20 protein-coding genes are annotated in these 15650 nt (G+C 54.4%); 8 read left to right on the top strand and 12 right to left on the bottom strand.

From position 1 onward, the window contains the following. Nucleotides 1-14: 14 nt before the first annotated feature. Complete coding sequence (locus SERS4_RS0109030; protein WP_012006091.1) at nucleotides 15-338, bottom strand: heavy metal-binding domain-containing protein; 324 nt, start codon at nucleotides 336-338, stop codon at nucleotides 15-17. A 160-nt stretch (nucleotides 339-498) separates the two neighbouring features. On the opposite strand from SERS4_RS0109030, the gene SERS4_RS0109025 reads away from it, so the two are divergent. The 7 genes from SERS4_RS0109025 (at nucleotide 499) to SERS4_RS0108995 (ending at nucleotide 5847) form a co-directional block, all read left to right on the top strand. Further along, on the top strand, nucleotides 499-1047 hold the full coding sequence (locus SERS4_RS0109025; RefSeq protein WP_017892237.1) for a lipoprotein: 549 nt from the start codon (nucleotides 499-501) through the stop codon (nucleotides 1045-1047). A gap of 260 nt (nucleotides 1048-1307) precedes the next feature. Beyond that, complete coding sequence (gene artP, locus SERS4_RS0109020; RefSeq protein ID WP_017892236.1) at nucleotides 1308-2036, top strand: arginine ABC transporter ATP-binding protein ArtP; 729 nt, start codon at nucleotides 1308-1310, stop codon at nucleotides 2034-2036. 33 nt (nucleotides 2037-2069) lie between these two features. Beyond that, nucleotides 2070-2801, top strand: a complete 732-nt coding sequence (artJ, locus tag SERS4_RS0109015; RefSeq protein WP_017892235.1) for an arginine ABC transporter substrate-binding protein — start codon at nucleotides 2070-2072, stop codon at nucleotides 2799-2801. Between the two features lie 9 nt (nucleotides 2802-2810). Next, complete coding sequence (gene artQ / locus SERS4_RS0109010) at nucleotides 2811-3527, top strand: arginine ABC transporter permease ArtQ (protein WP_017892234.1); 717 nt, start codon at nucleotides 2811-2813, stop codon at nucleotides 3525-3527. Continuing rightward, nucleotides 3527-4195: an arginine ABC transporter permease ArtM gene (gene artM / locus SERS4_RS0109005; RefSeq protein ID WP_012006086.1), complete on the top strand. Its 669-nt coding sequence runs from the start codon at nucleotides 3527-3529 to the stop codon at nucleotides 4193-4195. Before artQ ends, artM begins: the two co-directional genes overlap by 1 nt. A 208-nt stretch (nucleotides 4196-4403) precedes the next feature. Further along, nucleotides 4404-5138 carry an arginine ABC transporter substrate-binding protein gene (artJ, locus tag SERS4_RS0109000; RefSeq protein WP_012006085.1) on the top strand — a complete coding sequence of 245 codons (735 nt, stop codon included), beginning with the start codon at nucleotides 4404-4406 and terminating at the stop codon, nucleotides 5136-5138. A 91-nt stretch (nucleotides 5139-5229) separates the two neighbouring features. Continuing rightward, a complete protein-coding gene (locus SERS4_RS0108995; protein WP_026142290.1) occupies nucleotides 5230-5847 on the top strand; it encodes a Fic family protein in 618 nt (205 codons plus the stop codon). Here SERS4_RS0108995 and SERS4_RS27150 read toward each other — a convergent pair. The 10 genes from SERS4_RS27150 to SERS4_RS0108945 form a co-directional block, all read right to left on the bottom strand. Continuing rightward, on the bottom strand, nucleotides 5844-6011 hold the full coding sequence (locus SERS4_RS27150) for a hypothetical protein (protein WP_017892232.1): 168 nt from the start codon (nucleotides 6009-6011) through the stop codon (nucleotides 5844-5846). The two genes, SERS4_RS0108995 and SERS4_RS27150, sit on opposite strands and share 4 nt — an antisense overlap. Before the next feature lie 43 nt (nucleotides 6012-6054). Continuing rightward, complete coding sequence (rlmC, locus tag SERS4_RS0108985) at nucleotides 6055-7182, bottom strand: 23S rRNA (uracil(747)-C(5))-methyltransferase RlmC (RefSeq protein WP_017892231.1); 1128 nt, start codon at nucleotides 7180-7182, stop codon at nucleotides 6055-6057. 68 nt (nucleotides 7183-7250) lie between these two features. After that, the gene (locus SERS4_RS0108980) at nucleotides 7251-7730 is read right to left on the bottom strand and encodes a YbjO family protein (RefSeq protein WP_026142289.1); all 480 of its coding nucleotides are present in this window, start codon (nucleotides 7728-7730) and stop codon (nucleotides 7251-7253) included. 196 nt (nucleotides 7731-7926) lie between these two features. Continuing rightward, nucleotides 7927-8772, bottom strand: coding sequence for a putrescine ABC transporter permease PotI (gene potI / locus SERS4_RS0108975; RefSeq protein WP_012006081.1), 846 nt, complete (start codon nucleotides 8770-8772; stop codon nucleotides 7927-7929). Beyond that, on the bottom strand, nucleotides 8769-9734 hold the full coding sequence (gene potH, locus SERS4_RS0108970) for a putrescine ABC transporter permease PotH (protein WP_017892230.1): 966 nt from the start codon (nucleotides 9732-9734) through the stop codon (nucleotides 8769-8771). The genes potI and potH overlap by 4 nt, the downstream gene beginning before the upstream one ends. Before the next feature lie 25 nt (nucleotides 9735-9759). Further along, nucleotides 9760-10893 carry a putrescine ABC transporter ATP-binding subunit PotG gene (potG, locus tag SERS4_RS0108965; RefSeq protein ID WP_012006079.1) on the bottom strand — a complete coding sequence of 378 codons (1134 nt, stop codon included), beginning with the start codon at nucleotides 10891-10893 and terminating at the stop codon, nucleotides 9760-9762. 135 nt (nucleotides 10894-11028) lie between these two features. Further along, nucleotides 11029-12138, bottom strand: a complete 1110-nt coding sequence (potF, locus tag SERS4_RS0108960; protein ID WP_012006078.1) for a spermidine/putrescine ABC transporter substrate-binding protein PotF — start codon at nucleotides 12136-12138, stop codon at nucleotides 11029-11031. A gap of 408 nt (nucleotides 12139-12546) precedes the next feature. After that, nucleotides 12547-13026 (bottom strand): YbjN domain-containing protein, encoded by a 480-nt coding sequence (locus SERS4_RS0108955; protein ID WP_017892229.1) that lies wholly within the window; start codon nucleotides 13024-13026, stop codon nucleotides 12547-12549. A gap of 161 nt (nucleotides 13027-13187) precedes the next feature. Beyond that, the gene (rimK, locus tag SERS4_RS0108950; RefSeq protein ID WP_012006076.1) at nucleotides 13188-14090 is read right to left on the bottom strand and encodes a 30S ribosomal protein S6--L-glutamate ligase; all 903 of its coding nucleotides are present in this window, start codon (nucleotides 14088-14090) and stop codon (nucleotides 13188-13190) included. A gap of 57 nt (nucleotides 14091-14147) precedes the next feature. Continuing rightward, nucleotides 14148-14453 carry a YbjC family protein gene (locus tag SERS4_RS0108945; RefSeq protein WP_017892227.1) on the bottom strand — a complete coding sequence of 102 codons (306 nt, stop codon included), beginning with the start codon at nucleotides 14451-14453 and terminating at the stop codon, nucleotides 14148-14150. A 241-nt stretch (nucleotides 14454-14694) separates the two neighbouring features. Here SERS4_RS0108945 and SERS4_RS0108940 point away from each other — a divergent pair, with 241 nt between their 5' ends. Continuing rightward, nucleotides 14695-14958 (top strand): GrxA family glutaredoxin, encoded by a 264-nt coding sequence (locus SERS4_RS0108940; RefSeq protein ID WP_012006074.1) that lies wholly within the window; start codon nucleotides 14695-14697, stop codon nucleotides 14956-14958. 52 nt (nucleotides 14959-15010) lie between these two features. On the opposite strand, the gene SERS4_RS0108935 is transcribed toward SERS4_RS0108940, so the two are convergent. Beyond that, a complete protein-coding gene (locus SERS4_RS0108935; protein ID WP_012006073.1) occupies nucleotides 15011-15391 on the bottom strand; it encodes an inner membrane protein YbjM in 381 nt (126 codons plus the stop codon). Nucleotides 15392-15650: the final 259 nt, after the last annotated feature.

Here is a 15650-nt window from a genome sequence, read left to right as displayed (position 1 = left end):
CGTGAGAGAAGGGATTAACGGCTGACTTTCACTGCAGTGCCGCTGACGGTCACCATCAGCATGCTGCTGTCTTTACCCACGGTTTCATAATCGATATCAATACCGACCACTGCGTTGGCGCCCAACTCTTTTGCCTGCTCTTCCAGTTCCTTGAAGGCGATCAGACGCGCTTTACGCAGCTCTTTCTCATAGGCCCCGGAACGGCCGCCGACGATGTCACGCACGCCGGCAAAGAAATCACGGAAAATATTGGCACCCAAAATAGCCTCGCCGGTGACAACGCCGCAGTACTCGGTAATGGTAAACCCTTCCAGGGTCGGGGTGGTTGAAAGCTGCATCAAAACTCCTTGCTGATTGATTCATGGCATTTATCTGACCATCGTTTTAGCATTATGTTCTGTATTGAAATGGCACGCACTACGAATGCAAGGCCAGAAATCGCATTTATACTGTAGGCTAGTGGTCTTCATGGTAGAGACTTTCACATAAGGTAATGAGATGAAAACAAAAACGATTGCGGCTGTTTTTCCCTTAGCGCTGTTACTGAGTGCCTGCACCACCGTTGAACCGGCATTCAAGGATATTGGCACCCGTACCGGCGGTTGTGTGGAAGGCGGCCCGGATGCGGTGGCCCAGAAATTTTACGATTTGCGCCTGCAACAAGGTGCCGGTACTACCCTGCCGGACAGCAACCGTCTGGCGCAATTGCAGCCTTACCTGAGTAAAGTGCTGTACCAGGATCTGGTTACTGCTAACCAGAATCCGGGCAAACATCAGGTCACCGGCGATCTGTTCACCGGCAATGCTAATGGGCCGACCAGCGCCACCGTCGCCAGCGCGTCGACCATTCCTAATACTGATGCCAAAAATATCCCGTTGCGCGTTCAACTCAGCTACCAGAAAGACGGTGGCAGCGCAGTCAACTGGCAGGATGAAGTGCTGATGGTGCGCGAAGGCACCTGTTGGGTCGTGGACGATATCCGCTATCTGAACGTGCCACCGCACGCTGCCAGCGGTACGCTGCGTCAGGTATTGGAAAACCAGTAAGCCAACCAACTACCGGTACCCCTGGGTACCGGTAGTTAGATAAATACCTTGATTACGCGCAATATTTGTTCAATTTGAGAAATTTCGCTACCTGCCTCACAGCATGCACGACAAATCCCCCCTTCGAACCTGACTCGCGGTATCTTGTGCTATTCTTTTACTATTCTGCCGCGCAGTAATAAATTTTAACGCACAAAGATTGCATAAGTATTCTGTGGAAGTTAACATTCGCGGCATCAATATCTATTCAATTCTGGCGCATGAGCATTCAACTTAACGGTATCAATTGCTATTACGGCGCACATCAGGCGCTGTTTGACATCACGCTGGATTGCCCAGCAGGGGAAACCTTAGTGCTGCTGGGTCCAAGCGGCGCGGGGAAAAGCTCGTTATTGCGGGTGTTGAACCTGTTGGAAATGCCGCGTTCGGGCCAGTTGCAGATCGCCGGTAATCAATTCGACTTTAAGCAGGCTCCGGGCGAAAAAGCCATTCGCGAGCTGCGGCAGAACGTCGGCATGGTATTCCAGCAATACAATCTCTGGCCTCACCTCACCGTGGTGCAAAACCTGATCGAAGCGCCTTGCCGCGTGCTGGGCCTGACCAAGGCTCAGGCGATGGAGCGTGCCGACAAGCTGCTCAAACGCCTGCGCCTGACCGACTTTGCCGATCGTTTCCCGCTGCACCTATCCGGTGGCCAGCAACAGCGTGTGGCCATTGCCCGTGCGCTGATGATGGAACCGCAGGTATTGCTGTTTGATGAACCGACCGCCGCATTGGATCCTGAGATCACCGCCCAAATCGTCAGCATCATTCGCGAATTGGCCGGCACCGGGATCACCCAGGTGATCGTGACCCACGAGGTGGAAGTGGCGCGTAAAACCGCCAGCCGCGTGGTGTACATGGAAAACGGCCACGTAGTGGAACAAGGCGATGCCAGCCACTTCAAGAGTCCACAGACCACCGAGTTTGCCAATTACTTATCACACTAACAATTTTACTTGCTGTAATTTGGGGAGTTTGCGATGAAAAAACTAATAATCGCCGCCGTTCTGGCCGGCATCAGCGTTTCCGCCTCTGCAGCCGAAACCATCCGTTTCGCTACCGAAGCTTCTTATCCTCCATTTGAATTTATTGACGCCGGCAACAAGATCCAGGGCTTTGATGTCGATCTGGCCAATGCGCTGTGTAAAGAGATCCAGGCCGAGTGTACCTTCACCAATCAGGCCTTTGACAGCCTGATCCCAAGCCTGAAGTTCAAGCGCTTCGACGCGGTGATGGCCGGTATGGACATCACGCCTGAGCGTGAAAAGCAGGTGCTGTTTACCAAGCCGTATTACGACAACTCCGCGCTGTTTGTTGCCCAGAAAGGCAAAGTGGCTGACGTCGCTGCGCTGAAAGGCAAGAAAGTGGGCGTGCAGAACGGCACCACCCATCAGAAATACCTGACCGATAAGCATCCGGAAATCACCACCGTGCCTTACGACAGCTATCAGAACGCCATTCTGGATCTGAAAAATGGCCGCGTTGATGCGGTATTCGGTGACACTGCGGTGGTCAACGAATGGCTGAAACAAAACGCGGCACTGGCCGCCGTGGGCGACAAAGTGACCGATAAAGACTACTTCGGTACCGGCCTGGGCATTGCCGTTCGCCAGAAAAATACCGATCTGCAGGGCAAATTCAATGCCGCTCTGGACAAGATCAAACAGGATGGGACTTACGAAACCATCTACAAAAAATGGTTCCAGCAGTAATCAACTCTGATGAATGAAATCCAACCTTTAGCAAGCGCCGCCGGGATGACCGTCGGCCTTGCCGTTTGTGCCCTTATCCTTGGGCTGATCCTGGCGATGCTGTTTGCCGTCTGGGAGTCATCACGCTGGAAAGTGGTTAGCTGGCTCGGCACCGCCTGGGTCACTCTGTTGCGCGGCCTGCCGGAAATTCTGGTGGTGCTGTTCATCTATTTCGGCTCATCGCAGCTGTTGTTGATGCTGTCTGATGGCTTCACCCTGAACCTTGGTCTGTTCCAACTGCCGATCCAACTGGCGATTGATAACTTTGAAGTCAGCCCGTTCCTGTGCGGCGTCATTGCTCTCGCCCTGCTCTATTCAGCCTATGCGTCGCAAACGCTGCGTGGCGCGCTGAAGGCCGTGCCGCAGGGGCAATGGGAATCCGGCCAGGCACTGGGGATGAGCACCGCGGCAATTTTCTTCCGCCTGATCATGCCGCAGATGTGGCGTCACGCGCTACCCGGTCTTGGCAACCAATGGTTGGTGTTACTGAAAGATACCGCGCTGGTGTCACTGATCAGCGTTAACGATCTGATGCTGCAAACCAAAAGCATTGCCACCCGCACCCAGGAGCCTTTTACCTGGTACGTGATAGCGGCGGCGATTTACCTGGTGGTCACCCTGATCAGTCAGTACATCATTAAACGCATCGAACTGCGCACCACGCGTTTTGAGCGGGGGCCAGCCTGATGTTTGAGTTCTTGCCGGAAATTATCAAAGGGCTGCACACCAGCCTGACGCTGACCATCACCGCGCTGATCGTGGCGCTGGTGCTGTCACTGGTGCTGACGGTGATCCTGACGCTGAAAACGCCGATCCTGACGCCGCTGGTAAAAATCTATATCACCCTGTTCACCGGTACGCCGCTGCTGGTGCAGATCTTCCTGATCTACTACGGCCCCGGTCAGTTCCCGGCGATCCGCGAGTATCCGTGGTTATGGAACTTGCTGTCGCAGCCGTGGCTGTGTGCGATGATCGCATTGGCGCTGAACAGTGCCGCCTATACCACCCAACTGTTTTACGGTGCGGTACGGGCGATACCGGCCGGTCAGTGGCAATCTTGTGAAGCACTCGGCATGTCGCGTTCGCAGTCGCTGCGTATCCTGCTGCCATTCGCCTTCAAGCGTGCGCTGTCGTCTTACTCCAACGAAGTGGTACTGGTGTTCAAAAGTACCTCGCTGGCCTATACCATCACCCTGATGGAAGTCATGGGCTACAGCCAGCTGATGTATGGCCGTACCTACGACGTGATGGTGTTTGGCGCTGCCGGACTGGTGTATCTGTGCGTCAACGGCTTGCTGACGCTGCTGATGCGTCTGGTCGAACGCCGTGCATTGGCGTTTGAACGTCGCAACTGAGTCAGTAGAGCGATACTCTCCAAGCCCTGCCATCGTGTGGGGCTTTTTTACATCCAGAACAAATTTTTAATCATTTATATTGCATATTAATTCATTAAATGGCAGGGTTTACACCGACCGACAGCCGCCAAAACCTCTGGGTTATTGTCAGTAAAATCAAGCGGTGACGAGATAAAAACACGCAGTCTTGCAGACAGGAGCTTTAAGCATGAAAAAACTATTGCTGGCCGCCACGGTATTAGCAGGCATCGCCTTTAACGCCAGCGCAGCCGAGACCATTCGTTTCGCCGCTTCCGCTACCTACCCGCCGTTTGAGTCGCTGGATGCCAACAACAAGATCGTGGGTTTTGATATCGATCTGGCTAACGCGCTGTGCAAACAAATGAAGGCCGAATGTACCTTCACCAACCAGGCGTTCGACAGCCTGATCGCCGCGCTTAAATTCAAGAAATACGACGCGGTGATCTCCGGTATGGACATCACGCCAGAGCGCAGCAAGCAAGTTGCCTTCACTCAGCCCTATTATGCCAACTCGGCAATTGTGATTGCCGAAAAAGGCAAATTCAGTTCGCTGGCGGATCTGAAAGGGAAAAAGGTTGGCATGGAGAACGGCACCACCCACCAGAAATATATGCAGGACAAGCACCCGGAGATTAACACCGTCTCTTACGACAGCTATCAGAACGCCATTCTCGAGTTGAAAAATGGCCGTATTGACGGCGTATTCGGTGATACCGCCGTGGTCAATGAGTGGCTGAAGAACAATCCTCAGTTGGCTCCGGTCGGTGAACACGTTACCGATGCACAATACTTCGGTACCGGTCTGGGTATTGCGGTACGGCCGGACAATCAGGCACTACTGGCCAAGCTCAACAGCGCGCTGGACGCCATTAAGGCCGACGGCACCTACAAAGCCATTAACGACAAGTGGTTCCCGCAGTAACAGCGGTTCAGGGCGTGGAGTACCACGCCCCACACTTATCTCTGTAGTCTATTCTGTTCATAAAGCAACCCACTTACAGGTGGCGATGATGATGAGCAAATACGATGTTTCAAACTCACAGGGGCAATTTGCCGACGGTGAACGCCAGGAAGTACTGCTCAATAAACTGGGTATAGTTCGCGTGGAAGATATCAACGATGTTGAATTGGTGCTGCTGGAGAAATTATATCACTCCGTTTTAGGCGCTGACTTCCCTCAGGGCAGGATTACCCTGGCCATGCTCAGGCAATGGCATCACCGCTGGTTGGGCAATGTCTATGACTGGGCTGGCCACGACCGCTCGGTCAATATCAGTAAGGACGGCTTTATGTTCACACCGGCGGCGCAAATCGTTAAGCTGATGGGTCAATTTCAGTCAAACTGCCTTGATCGCTATACCCCCTGCGCCGATTTGGATGAAGCCGCATTAATTGAAGCTATCGCCATTACCCATATCGAACTGATACTGATCCATCCTTTTCGCGAGGGAAATGGTCGGTTGGCGCGTTTATTATCGGACGTGATGGCGGTTCAAGCGGGGTTTGAACCTTTGGATTATGGCTGTTGGGAAAACAATCGGCCGCAGTATATCGCCGCCATTCATCATGGGATGCTGATGGATTACCAACCTATGCAGGAATGGGTTAAACAGGCACTGACAGCTGGCTAAAGTGCCAGATGAAGATAAGCGTATTTTTCGCGTTTTTCGGCCAATGTAGCCGCCACCTGTGTTGACGCCTGCCCGGTTTCAATGGCCGTGGAAGTGGCTACGGCACGTGCAATGCGCTCTGACGACGGCTTACCGGATTGTCTCTGCGGCTGGTGCTTTTTCATGTTTTCCCCTCGCTAGTGGGTTCAGTATAACTTTAATCCTTGGTTACTGCCGAACCAGCAGCGTCAGTACTTCGTAATGGGCGGTGTGCGGGAACATATCAAACAGCTGTACGCGCTCGATGCGGTAATCCGGCAACATCTCAATGTCTTTCGCCATGCTCTCGGCGTTGCAGCTCGAATAGAGAATATAGCCCGGTGCCATCTGGTTCAGATAGTCGCACAGTGCCTTGCCAATACCCCGTCGCGGCGGATTAACCAGCACCAGTTGCGGCACGCTGCCTTCGGCGGTAGCGAACCGGGTAGAATCCAGCGCCTGGAAATCGACGTGTTGCAAACCCAGAGTTTTCGCCGATTGGCGCGCGCAGGCAATCGCCTCGGCGCTAATTTCGATGCCGGTCAGGCGTGTTTCCGGTAGCGCGCAATGCAGGCCAAACCCACCCACACCGCAGAACAGATCCCACATACTGTCGATAGCCAGTGCCCGCACCCAGTCACGGGCGGTGGCGTAAAGCTCGGCGGCCACCTGCGGATTGGTCTGGAAGAAACTTTGCGGGCGGATATACAACGGCACCTGGTTAAATTGCTCTTCCAGCGCCTGTTGCTCGGTCAGCGGGATCTCGCGCTCCCCTTCCATAATCGCCATATGTACCGGCTGAATATTGGCGGAAATCACCCTGAGCTGCGGCAACTGCTGTTGCAGCCACGGCAGTGCGGCACGCAGCTGCGCCAGCTTGTTGTCTGAACGAAGTACAAAGCGCAGCATTACGCCACCACTGTGAGTACTTTCAGTCAGTAACAGGTACTTCAGTTCGCCACGTTTACGCGCCACGTTGTAGGGCGTCAGGCCGGCGCGGGCGATAAAACTTTTCAGCACATCAAACATCGGCGAGAAACTGGCGGGATACAGTGGACAGGCGCTCAGATCCACCGCCGTGCCATCACGATGCAGCATGCCCAGTAGCGGACGCTCTACGCTGCCGCTGACTACCATTTTGGCTTTATTGCGAAATGCGCTCTGCTCGCCGGCGATCGGCTCTAGCCACTGCGCAACGTCTCGGTCGCTCAGCAGTGATTGCAGATGATGCTGTTTGTCCGTCAGTTGCTGCGGGTACGGCTTTTCCAACCACTGACAGGAACGGCAGGTGCCCGCCGTATACAAAGCGCAATGCATGAAGATAACCCTGAGTTCGGGGTGAATAATTAAGGGCGCAGAGTTTATCACTCTACGCCGTTAAAATCTCAATTGCGCACAGCGAAATAACGGCGGCTGGTAGCGGGAACAAACAATAACGCCAGAATGACGACATCGGGGATTTTTTGCAGGATCAGCATGTGCAAGATTTGGCCGCTGGTTTCACCTTCAACGGTAAAGACCTCCGGCAGAAAACTGCCAATGGTGGCCAACAGCAGATAACCAACCACCAGGCATTGGCAGGCCACAAAACCCCAACGCCCCCAGTTGCGGCCACGCATCACCGCAAAACCGCAACTGATTTGCAGGCACAGTAATAACAGGCCAGCCAGAAAGATCAGGGTGGAATCCCAGGCCTGTGCGCTGGTGCTGACGAACTCCTGAGCGCCATCGACCCCCAGTTCCCCCAACAGCAACAGCACGCTGATGCACTTGATAGCCACCATCGCCGTTCCGGCTACCATCACCGGCACTGGCGCATCTGAATTCATTCTTATTCCCTGCCTGCTTTTCAGCATGTCTGACATGTCCATGTTCCGCAACAAAACGCCACCTGTTCAGGTTAAGGATGCACGACGCGTTTAAGTGGGCGTTTCCCTCTCCAGCGGGAGAGGGAACAATATCAACTTAAGTGACCAGCATTAACCTATTCAGGCGGCATATATAAAGTCAGGTAATCAATTGCAATACCAATAATTGCAAAAATAGCAGGTTTAATCAGACTCAGCTACGGGCAGCCTTTTGTAATTCGCGCGATCGCTGTTTTTCCGAGCGCGCCATAAACCACCATGCAATCAGGCCGATAACGCCGACCACCAGCAGGATCAAACTCGCCAGGGCGTTAATTTCCGGATTAACCCCCATACGTACGCTGGAGAACACCAACATCGGCAAGGTGGTCGCGCCCGGCCCGGCGACGAAACTGGCAATCACCAGGTCATCCAGCGACAGGGTAAAGGCCAGCATCCAACCGGCGATCAGCGCCGGTGCAATCATCGGCAGAGTGATCACGAAAAACACTTTCAACGGTGTCGCGCCCAGATCCATCGCCGCTTCTTCGATAGAGCGATCCAACTCACGCAGGCGCGAGCTGATCACCACCGAAACATAGGCAGTACAGAAAGTGACGTGCGCCAGCCAGATGGTAAACATCCCCCGTTCCGACGGCCAACCAAAGGCATGCCCCATCGCCACAAACAGCAGCAGCAACGACAGGCCGGTGATCACATCCGGCATAACCAGCGGTGCCGTCAGCATAAAGGCAAAACCGGTTGAACCACGAAAACGGCCAAAACGGACCATCACCACTGCCGCAATCGCCCCCAGCACCACCGCGGCGGTCGCCGAGGCGGCGGCGATAGTCAGGCTGAGCCCGACGGCGCTGATCATCGCCGAATCATGGAACAACTCGGTATACCAGCGCGTGGACCAACCGGCCCACACCGTCACCAGTTTGGAACTGTTGAACGAGTAGATCACCAGCATCAGCATCGGCGCATACAAGAAGGTGAAACCCACTACCAAAATAGCGATACGCCACGGCGAGCGCACTACCGGCAAGTTGTTCATCCCTGCCCCCCTATTTCCTTGTTCTGGTGCTTGTGGAACCAGAGAATCGGTACGATCAACAGCAGCAGCATGACGGTGGCCACTGCCGAGGCTACTGGCCAGTCACGGTTATTAAAGAACTCCTGCCACAGTACCCTGCCGATCATAATACTGTCCGGCCCGCCCAGCAGTTCCGGGATCACAAACTCGCCGACCGCCGGGATAAACACCAGCATCGAACCGGCAATAATCCCGCCGCGGGTCAGCGGCATAATCACGCTGAAAAAGGTTTTCAACGGTTTAGCCCCCAGATCCAGCGACGCCTCCACCAATGAATAGTCCAACCGCGTCAGCGCGGTATAAATCGGCAGCACCATAAACGGCAGGTAGGAGTACACCACGCCGATATACACCGCCAGATTGGTGTGCAGGATCACCAACGGCTGATCGATCACCCCGGTCCATAACAAGAAGTTATTGAGGATGCCGTTATTTTTCAGAATGCCCATCCAGGCGTAAACGCGGATCAGGAACGAGGTCCACGACGGCAGGATCACCAACAACAGCAAAATATTGCGGGTTGAGGATTTGCTGTGCGCCACCGCCCAGGCCAGCGGATAGCCGATGACCAGACAGCAAACCGTCGATACCGCCGCCACCTGCAGCGATTGCAGATAAGCGTCTATATACAGCGGATCGTCGGTCAGTTGCAGGTAGTTGGCAAAATTGAGCGCGATGTCCAGCTTACCCTCTGCCCAGCTCATCAGGTCAGTGTAGGGCGGGACCGCCAACGCCAGTTCCGCCAGGCTGATCTTGAACACGATCAGGAACGGCAGCAGGAACAGCAGCGTCAACCACAGCAGCGGTACCGCGATCACCAGCTTGCGGCCATGGGCCATCTGCAGGCGCTGGAAAAAGGCTTTTAACGGGCCGGGCCCTTTGGCCGGTGGTTCCGGCGGTGTGTGTTCAGCAAGCATTGTCATAATGATTATTCCTCACCTTCTCGACTCACACCGTCAACACGACACAGCTGTCGGCTTCCCAGCACAGGCGCACTTCGTCGCCCCAGGTCGGCATCCCTTTGCGGAAACGGTGACCGTTTTGCAATTGGGCGCTAATAATCTGGCCGCTGAGCAACTTCACATGGTAGATAGACAGGTCGCCGAGGTAGGCGATATGTGCCACTTCCCCAACCGCAAAGTTGCAACCGTCCTGCGGAACCTCTTCGCACAGCATGATTTTTTCCGGCCGCAGGGCGACCTGGATCGGCACGCCGTCCACTACCGAGGCGTCGGAGTCCACCTTAATCGCATGGCGCAAACCGGGACTTTGCAGGATCAAACCATCGTCATGGCGCTCTTGCAGCACACAATCAAAAACGTTCACCGAGCCGATAAATTCAGCGCTGAAACGGCTGTTCGGATGCTCGTAGATCTCTTCCGGTTCGCCGATCTGTACAAATTTGCCACGGTTCATGATGGCAATGCGCCCTGCCATGGTCATCGCCTCTTCCTGGTCATGGGTGACCATTACGCAGGTCACGCCAACCCGCTCAAGAATATCCGTCACTTCCAGTTGCATGCGGTCACGCAGTTTTTTATCCAATGCGCCCATCGGCTCATCCAGCAGCAGCAGTTTCGGCCGTTTGGCCAGGCTGCGTGCCAGTGCCACCCGCTGGCGTTGGCCACCGGATAGCTGATGCGGTTTACGCTTGGCGAATTCCTGCATGTGCACCAGCGACAGCATTTCCGCTACCCGATCGGCGATTTCCGCACGCGGCATTTTGTCCTGTTTCAGACCGAAGGCGATGTTTTGCTCTACCGTCATGTGCGGGAACAGCGCGTAGGACTGGAACATCATATTGATCGGCCGCTGGTAAGGCGGCACATGCGACATATCCTGCCCATCGAGCACAATCTGCCCTTCCGTCGGCTGTTCAAAACCGGCCAGCATGCGCAACAGCGTCGACTTCCCGCAGCCAGATGGCCCCAGCAAAGCGAATATTTCGCCCTTATAGATGGTCAGGCTGACGTCTTCGACCGCGTTTTGGCCGTCAAAGGTTTTGGTGAGGTTACGGATTTCCAGCAGAGGGGTGAAGACCTTCTGCGACTTGGCTTGAGGACGAGGGATGACGTCGTTCAATCGGGGTGCTCTCCGGTGCAAACAGTACAAAAAACCACGGCGATTGCCATGGCCCAAAATGGCAATGCAGGCGGGGAGCACCCGCCTGCCGGTCAAAACAACCCTGAAACCGGCCCAACGGCCGCCCTCTGAGTATTAGCGTCCGCTTTTAACTTTAGTCCAGGCGCGGGTAATCACACGATCCAGCTTCGGCGACTGCACGTTCAGCGTAAACAGCTTGGCGCGCAGATCGGCCGGTGGGTACACGTTCGGATTGTTGCGGACTTCGGCATTGACCAGCGGTGTAGAGTCCTTCACCGCGTTGGCGTAATACACAAAGTTACTGATCCCCGCCATGACATCAGGCTTCATCAGGAAGTTCAGGAACTGGTAGGCAGCGTCCTTGTTTTTGGCATCCGCCGGCATGGCGAACATGTCAAAATAAGTGAGCGCCCCCTCTTTCGGGATCGCATAGGCCACGTTCACACCGTTCTTCGCTTCTTTGGCGCGATTGGCCGCCTGCATCACGTCGCCGGACCAGCCGATCGCTACGCAGATATCACCGTTTGCCAAATCGTTGATGTACTGGGAAGAGTGGAAATAACGGATGTTCGGCCGCAGCTTGAGCAACAGATCGTTGGCCGCACCGGTGTAATCTGCCGCGTTGGTGCTGTTGGGATCCTTGCCCAGGTAGTGCAGCACGGTGGCATAGACCTCACTTGGCGCATCCAGGAAGGAAACACCGCAGCTTTTCAACTTCTCGAGATTTTCCGGTTTGAGGATCAGATCCCAGCTGTCAACCGGTGCGTCTTTGCCCAGTACCGCCTTCACCTTGTCGACGTTATAGCCGATGCCGGTGGTCACCATCAGATAAGGGATACCGTACTTGTTGTCCTTGTCATTGTGCGCCACCAGTTGCAGCATCTCGGGATCAAGGTTTTTGTAGTTCGGCATCTTGCTCTTGTCGAGCGGCTCGAAAATGCCGGCCTTCGACTGACGCTCAAGGAAATTGGATGAAGGAACGACCAAATCATAACCGGTGCTGCCCGCCATCAGTTTGCCTTCCAACACTTCGTTGGAGTCAAAAACGTCGTACACCACTTTAATGCCGGTTTCTTTCTGGAATTTGGCTAAGGTGTCCGGCGCAATATAGTCGGACCAGTTATAGATGTGCAGCGTTTTTTCCTCGGCTGACGCCGTGACGCTTGCTGCCATCAGCAGGCCGGCAACCACACCCGATAACCACTTTTTACGTAGGGTGACCATCCGTAACTTCCTCCAAAACAGGGGTGAATCATAGAATTGAACTTGTACCGCCAAACGATACAAAACCTTTCCTGATCGAGCGCAATCGTTGCAACCGCGGATTGAATGTCTATGCAGTTGATTGCATACACCTTTTTCAGTTGCCCAGCCCGCATGGTCACCAGGGGAATCGCAAGCCCTTAGCAGAATCAGCAGCATAACCGCTGTTGCCAAAACGCACCAGCCTCCGGGGATAAAACCGGCTTTTATCGATTTTTTATGCAGTTTGTCTGTATGTGATACGCCATTAATGGCAGAAACGAAGAGGAATATCTGGCAGCAAAGGGTAAAACACAGAATATATTATTGCGGAAGGGAATAACGGCAGCATGCCGCCAGAGGGACGGCACGCATCATGTACAGTGGGGATCAGTGCAGCATTGGCAGGCGGTCAGCGGCAGCCGTGTTATCTTCTTCGTCACCCATAAACAGCAGATCGTTCGCCCGCGCCTCGAGGATCACCATCGAGATTTGCTCTTCGCCCTGCTGCATAAAGTGGGTGAACTGCTCCAGCGTGATGCCAACGGCAATGCTCAGCGACTGGCAAACAATCAACTTCGGCAGATTGTCGTCCTGAATATCAACAAACGCCTTGATGGTCAGCGAACTGGCGTTGATCTGGCTAAGATCGGCCACCAGCGGGATCAGTGCGGTCGGCTTCACTTCGGCCAGGGCGGAGAACAGGATCACGTTGTCGACCAGATCGAGCTTGGCATCAAACACGCCATCAAAATTTTGCATGTGCGGCAGGTGCAGCGCCTGACAGGAATCGCACTCAAAGAATGAAATGCCCGATTGATCCAGCCAGCGTCGCAACAACGCCAAATCAGGGACAATGAGTGAATCCATAATACCAGCCTCACAATATTCAAAACGCGAAAAGGCGCATAGCTTACGGAATATTGCCCCACTACGCCACGATCAATGCGGCTTAATTCGCTATTAGGGTAAATATGGTCGATAAAAAGCCGCAACTCCAGCCACAGAAAGGCGAATTTTTTACGGCAAACTTATCCGCCAGATTTCAACCTGAAACCCGGCCTGCCGCGCTGCTCGATATACTCGATCATCCTGCCGGCGATATCCAACCCGGTGGTGCTTTCCACCCCTTCCAACCCCGGTGAAGCATTAACCTCCATCACCAGCGGGCCACGGGCCGCACGCAGGATATCCACCCCGGCGACATCCAGCCCCAGTGTGGTGGCGGCCTTGACCGCAATCGCCCGCTCTTTGGCAGTGATGCTTACCTTGCGGGCGGTACCACCCCGGTGCAGATTGGAACGAAACTCCCCGGGTTTGGCCTGGCGCTCAATGGCTGCGACTACCTTACTCCCCACCACCAGGCAGCGCACATCACTGCCCTGCGCCTCGCGAATATATTCTTGCACCAAAATATGAGCGTTCAGGCCACGAAAGGCATCAATCACGCTTTCTGCCGCCTGGCGAGTTTCCGCCAGTACTACGCCAATGCCCTGCGTGCCTTCCACCAGTTTGACCACCAGCGGCGCACCGCCAACCAGTTCGATCAAATCACCGGTGTCGTCGGGCGAATGGGCAAAACCGGTGATCGGCAAATCGATCCCCTGCCGTGCCAGCAACTGCAGCGAACGCAGCTTGTCGCGCGCACGAGTGATCGCCACCGACTCATTAAGCGGATAACTGCCCAACAGTTCAAACTGGCGCAGCACTGCAGTGCCATAAAAGGTCATGGCGGAGCCGATGCGCGGGATCACCGCGTCGTAACGCTCCAATTGGCGGCCGCGGTAGTGGATAGTCGGCGCGGCCGGGTTGATGTTCATATAGCAAGAGAGTGGATCGATAACCTCGATGCTGTGGCCGCGCTGTTCCGCCGCCTCCACCAAGCGTTTACATGAGTACAACGTTCCATCGCGCGAAAGAATGGCAATTTTCACTCGTCACCCCAAAAAGGCAAGCCCCTGTCTGGCAGGTATGTCTCCGGTGGCCATTATTCAGGCACGCGGCTCACTGTCGTTTTTATCTTCAGGCGTATCTGGCTTGCGCCGATCGTTCTGCGGCGGCTGACCACCGCGCATCAATGGGCCAAATCCCTGCACCACCCGCCAAACCAGAAATGCCGCCGCCGGCACCATCAGCGCCACGCCGAGGAAGATCATTCCCACCGCCGCCTGCTGTGATGCCAACCAGCCGGGTAATTGAACGTGGCTATGTATACTTAGATAAGCCAGCACCAACAACAGCATGCCCAGCCCTTCCAAAACCAGCACGGTACGCGGTAAGTCACCGAATGAACGCATATTTTCTTCTCCAGAAGCTCTGCCTCCAGTGTAGTGAATTCCCATCGGCGGCGACAGCCCCGGCGGCTTAATCGGTTACATGAATCAAATTAACAGGTAATTCCTGCTTTTTTTTCGCCGACCCAACGGGCATAGTAAGCGCCATCAATGCGGGTAATGTTCAGGCTTAAGTCTTTTTCGACCGACAGAATGTCATTGCAGTTGCGATTAAATTATTGAATATCAATCTAAGGAGTGTTGCATGTTTGCAGTTATCTTCGGGCGCCCAGGCTGTCCTTATTGTGTCCGTGCGAAAGAGTTGGCGGAAAAACTGACTGAAGAACGTGACGATTTCAACTTCCGTTATGTTGATATCCACGCTGAAGGCATCACCAAGGCCGACCTGGAAAAAACCGTCGGCAAGCCGGTAGAAACCGTACCGCAGATTTTCCTCGATGAGAAACACATCGGCGGCTGCACCGATTTCGAAGCTTATGCCAAAGAAAACCTGAATCTGTTCCAGTAAGACTCAGGCAGAACGAGAAAAAGGCGCTCATAGCGCCTTTTTTTATTTTCCGTTAGCCACGATGACACTGCCGGTAGGCCTGCAACAGGCCGCGCGCAAACAAAGCCAGCAACGCCCCGAACATGCACCAGAACACCGCGCTGGTGGCATAAGCCAATTCCTGCCACACCGAGGCAGACGGCGTTAGCCAGAAATGGCGGATGATCAGACACAGCGGCAACGCATACAACGCCCCCAGTAGCGGGCAGAGAATGCGTTTTTTGCTCGATAAGTAGCTCGCGACCACGCCGGGTATCACAAACAGCAACAGGCCGGTCTCCCCCCGGTGTTCATGATCCGTGCTGCCAAATGCCCCACTCTGCTGACCGAGATACACCAGGCTGAACAGCAGAAAACAGCTTAATATTCCCCACCAATACCGTTCACTCGCCATGCCTCCTCCCCCTTTAACCTCATTACCACACCGTAGAAATCAGCCATGCCACAATGCCGGTGACGCCTTGTCGTAAACCGACAACGCTAAACTGAACTTTTTCCTTGGCCTAAAGAGAGTTAAATGCTTTCGGCAGGGCATGAACCCAGCTTTATGCTGGCTGTCACGCGCCATAGCGACTAGAATAAACGCCGCCGATCGATGCTTCGAATCGCCTTTCGCTGGTTAGTTATTTATGAAGTCGCTTTTTGACTGAATT

Origin of the sequence: Serratia sp. S4 (assembly GCF_000347995.1) — a bacterium.
GTDB classification, from domain to species: domain Bacteria; phylum Pseudomonadota; class Gammaproteobacteria; order Enterobacterales; family Enterobacteriaceae; genus Serratia; species Serratia quinivorans.
The sequence above is the reverse complement of the archived record's forward strand: the minus strand, read 5'-3'. Positions and strand labels throughout refer to the sequence as shown.

Bases quoted from the DNA above. Each gene is read 5' to 3' on its own strand.
- SERS4_RS0109030 (WP_012006091.1), bottom strand. From the start codon at position 338: ATGCAGCTTTCAACCACCCCGACCCTGGAAGGGTTTACCATTACCGAG.
- SERS4_RS0109025 (WP_017892237.1), top strand. From the start codon at position 499: ATGAAAACAAAAACGATTGCGGCTGTTTTTCCCTTAGCGCTGTTACTG.
- artP (WP_017892236.1), top strand. From the start codon at position 1,308: ATGAGCATTCAACTTAACGGTATCAATTGCTATTACGGCGCACATCAG.
- artJ (WP_017892235.1), top strand. From the start codon at position 2,070: ATGAAAAAACTAATAATCGCCGCCGTTCTGGCCGGCATCAGCGTTTCC.
- artQ (WP_017892234.1), top strand. From the start codon at position 2,811: ATGAATGAAATCCAACCTTTAGCAAGCGCCGCCGGGATGACCGTCGGC.
- artM (WP_012006086.1), top strand. From the start codon at position 3,527: ATGTTTGAGTTCTTGCCGGAAATTATCAAAGGGCTGCACACCAGCCTG.
- artJ (WP_012006085.1), top strand. From the start codon at position 4,404: ATGAAAAAACTATTGCTGGCCGCCACGGTATTAGCAGGCATCGCCTTT.
- SERS4_RS0108995 (WP_026142290.1), top strand. From the start codon at position 5,230: ATGAGCAAATACGATGTTTCAAACTCACAGGGGCAATTTGCCGACGGT.
- SERS4_RS27150 (WP_017892232.1), bottom strand. From the start codon at position 6,011: ATGAAAAAGCACCAGCCGCAGAGACAATCCGGTAAGCCGTCGTCAGAG.
- rlmC (WP_017892231.1), bottom strand. From the start codon at position 7,182: ATGCATTGCGCTTTGTATACGGCGGGCACCTGCCGTTCCTGTCAGTGG.
- SERS4_RS0108980 (WP_026142289.1), bottom strand. From the start codon at position 7,730: ATGTCAGACATGCTGAAAAGCAGGCAGGGAATAAGAATGAATTCAGAT.
- potI (WP_012006081.1), bottom strand. From the start codon at position 8,772: ATGAACAACTTGCCGGTAGTGCGCTCGCCGTGGCGTATCGCTATTTTG.
- potH (WP_017892230.1), bottom strand. From the start codon at position 9,734: ATGACAATGCTTGCTGAACACACACCGCCGGAACCACCGGCCAAAGGG.
- potF (WP_012006078.1), bottom strand. From the start codon at position 12,138: ATGGTCACCCTACGTAAAAAGTGGTTATCGGGTGTGGTTGCCGGCCTG.
- SERS4_RS0108955 (WP_017892229.1), bottom strand. From the start codon at position 13,026: ATGGATTCACTCATTGTCCCTGATTTGGCGTTGTTGCGACGCTGGCTG.
- SERS4_RS0108945 (WP_017892227.1), bottom strand. From the start codon at position 14,453: ATGCGTTCATTCGGTGACTTACCGCGTACCGTGCTGGTTTTGGAAGGG.
- SERS4_RS0108940 (WP_012006074.1), top strand. From the start codon at position 14,695: ATGTTTGCAGTTATCTTCGGGCGCCCAGGCTGTCCTTATTGTGTCCGT.
- SERS4_RS0108935 (WP_012006073.1), bottom strand. From the start codon at position 15,391: ATGGCGAGTGAACGGTATTGGTGGGGAATATTAAGCTGTTTTCTGCTG.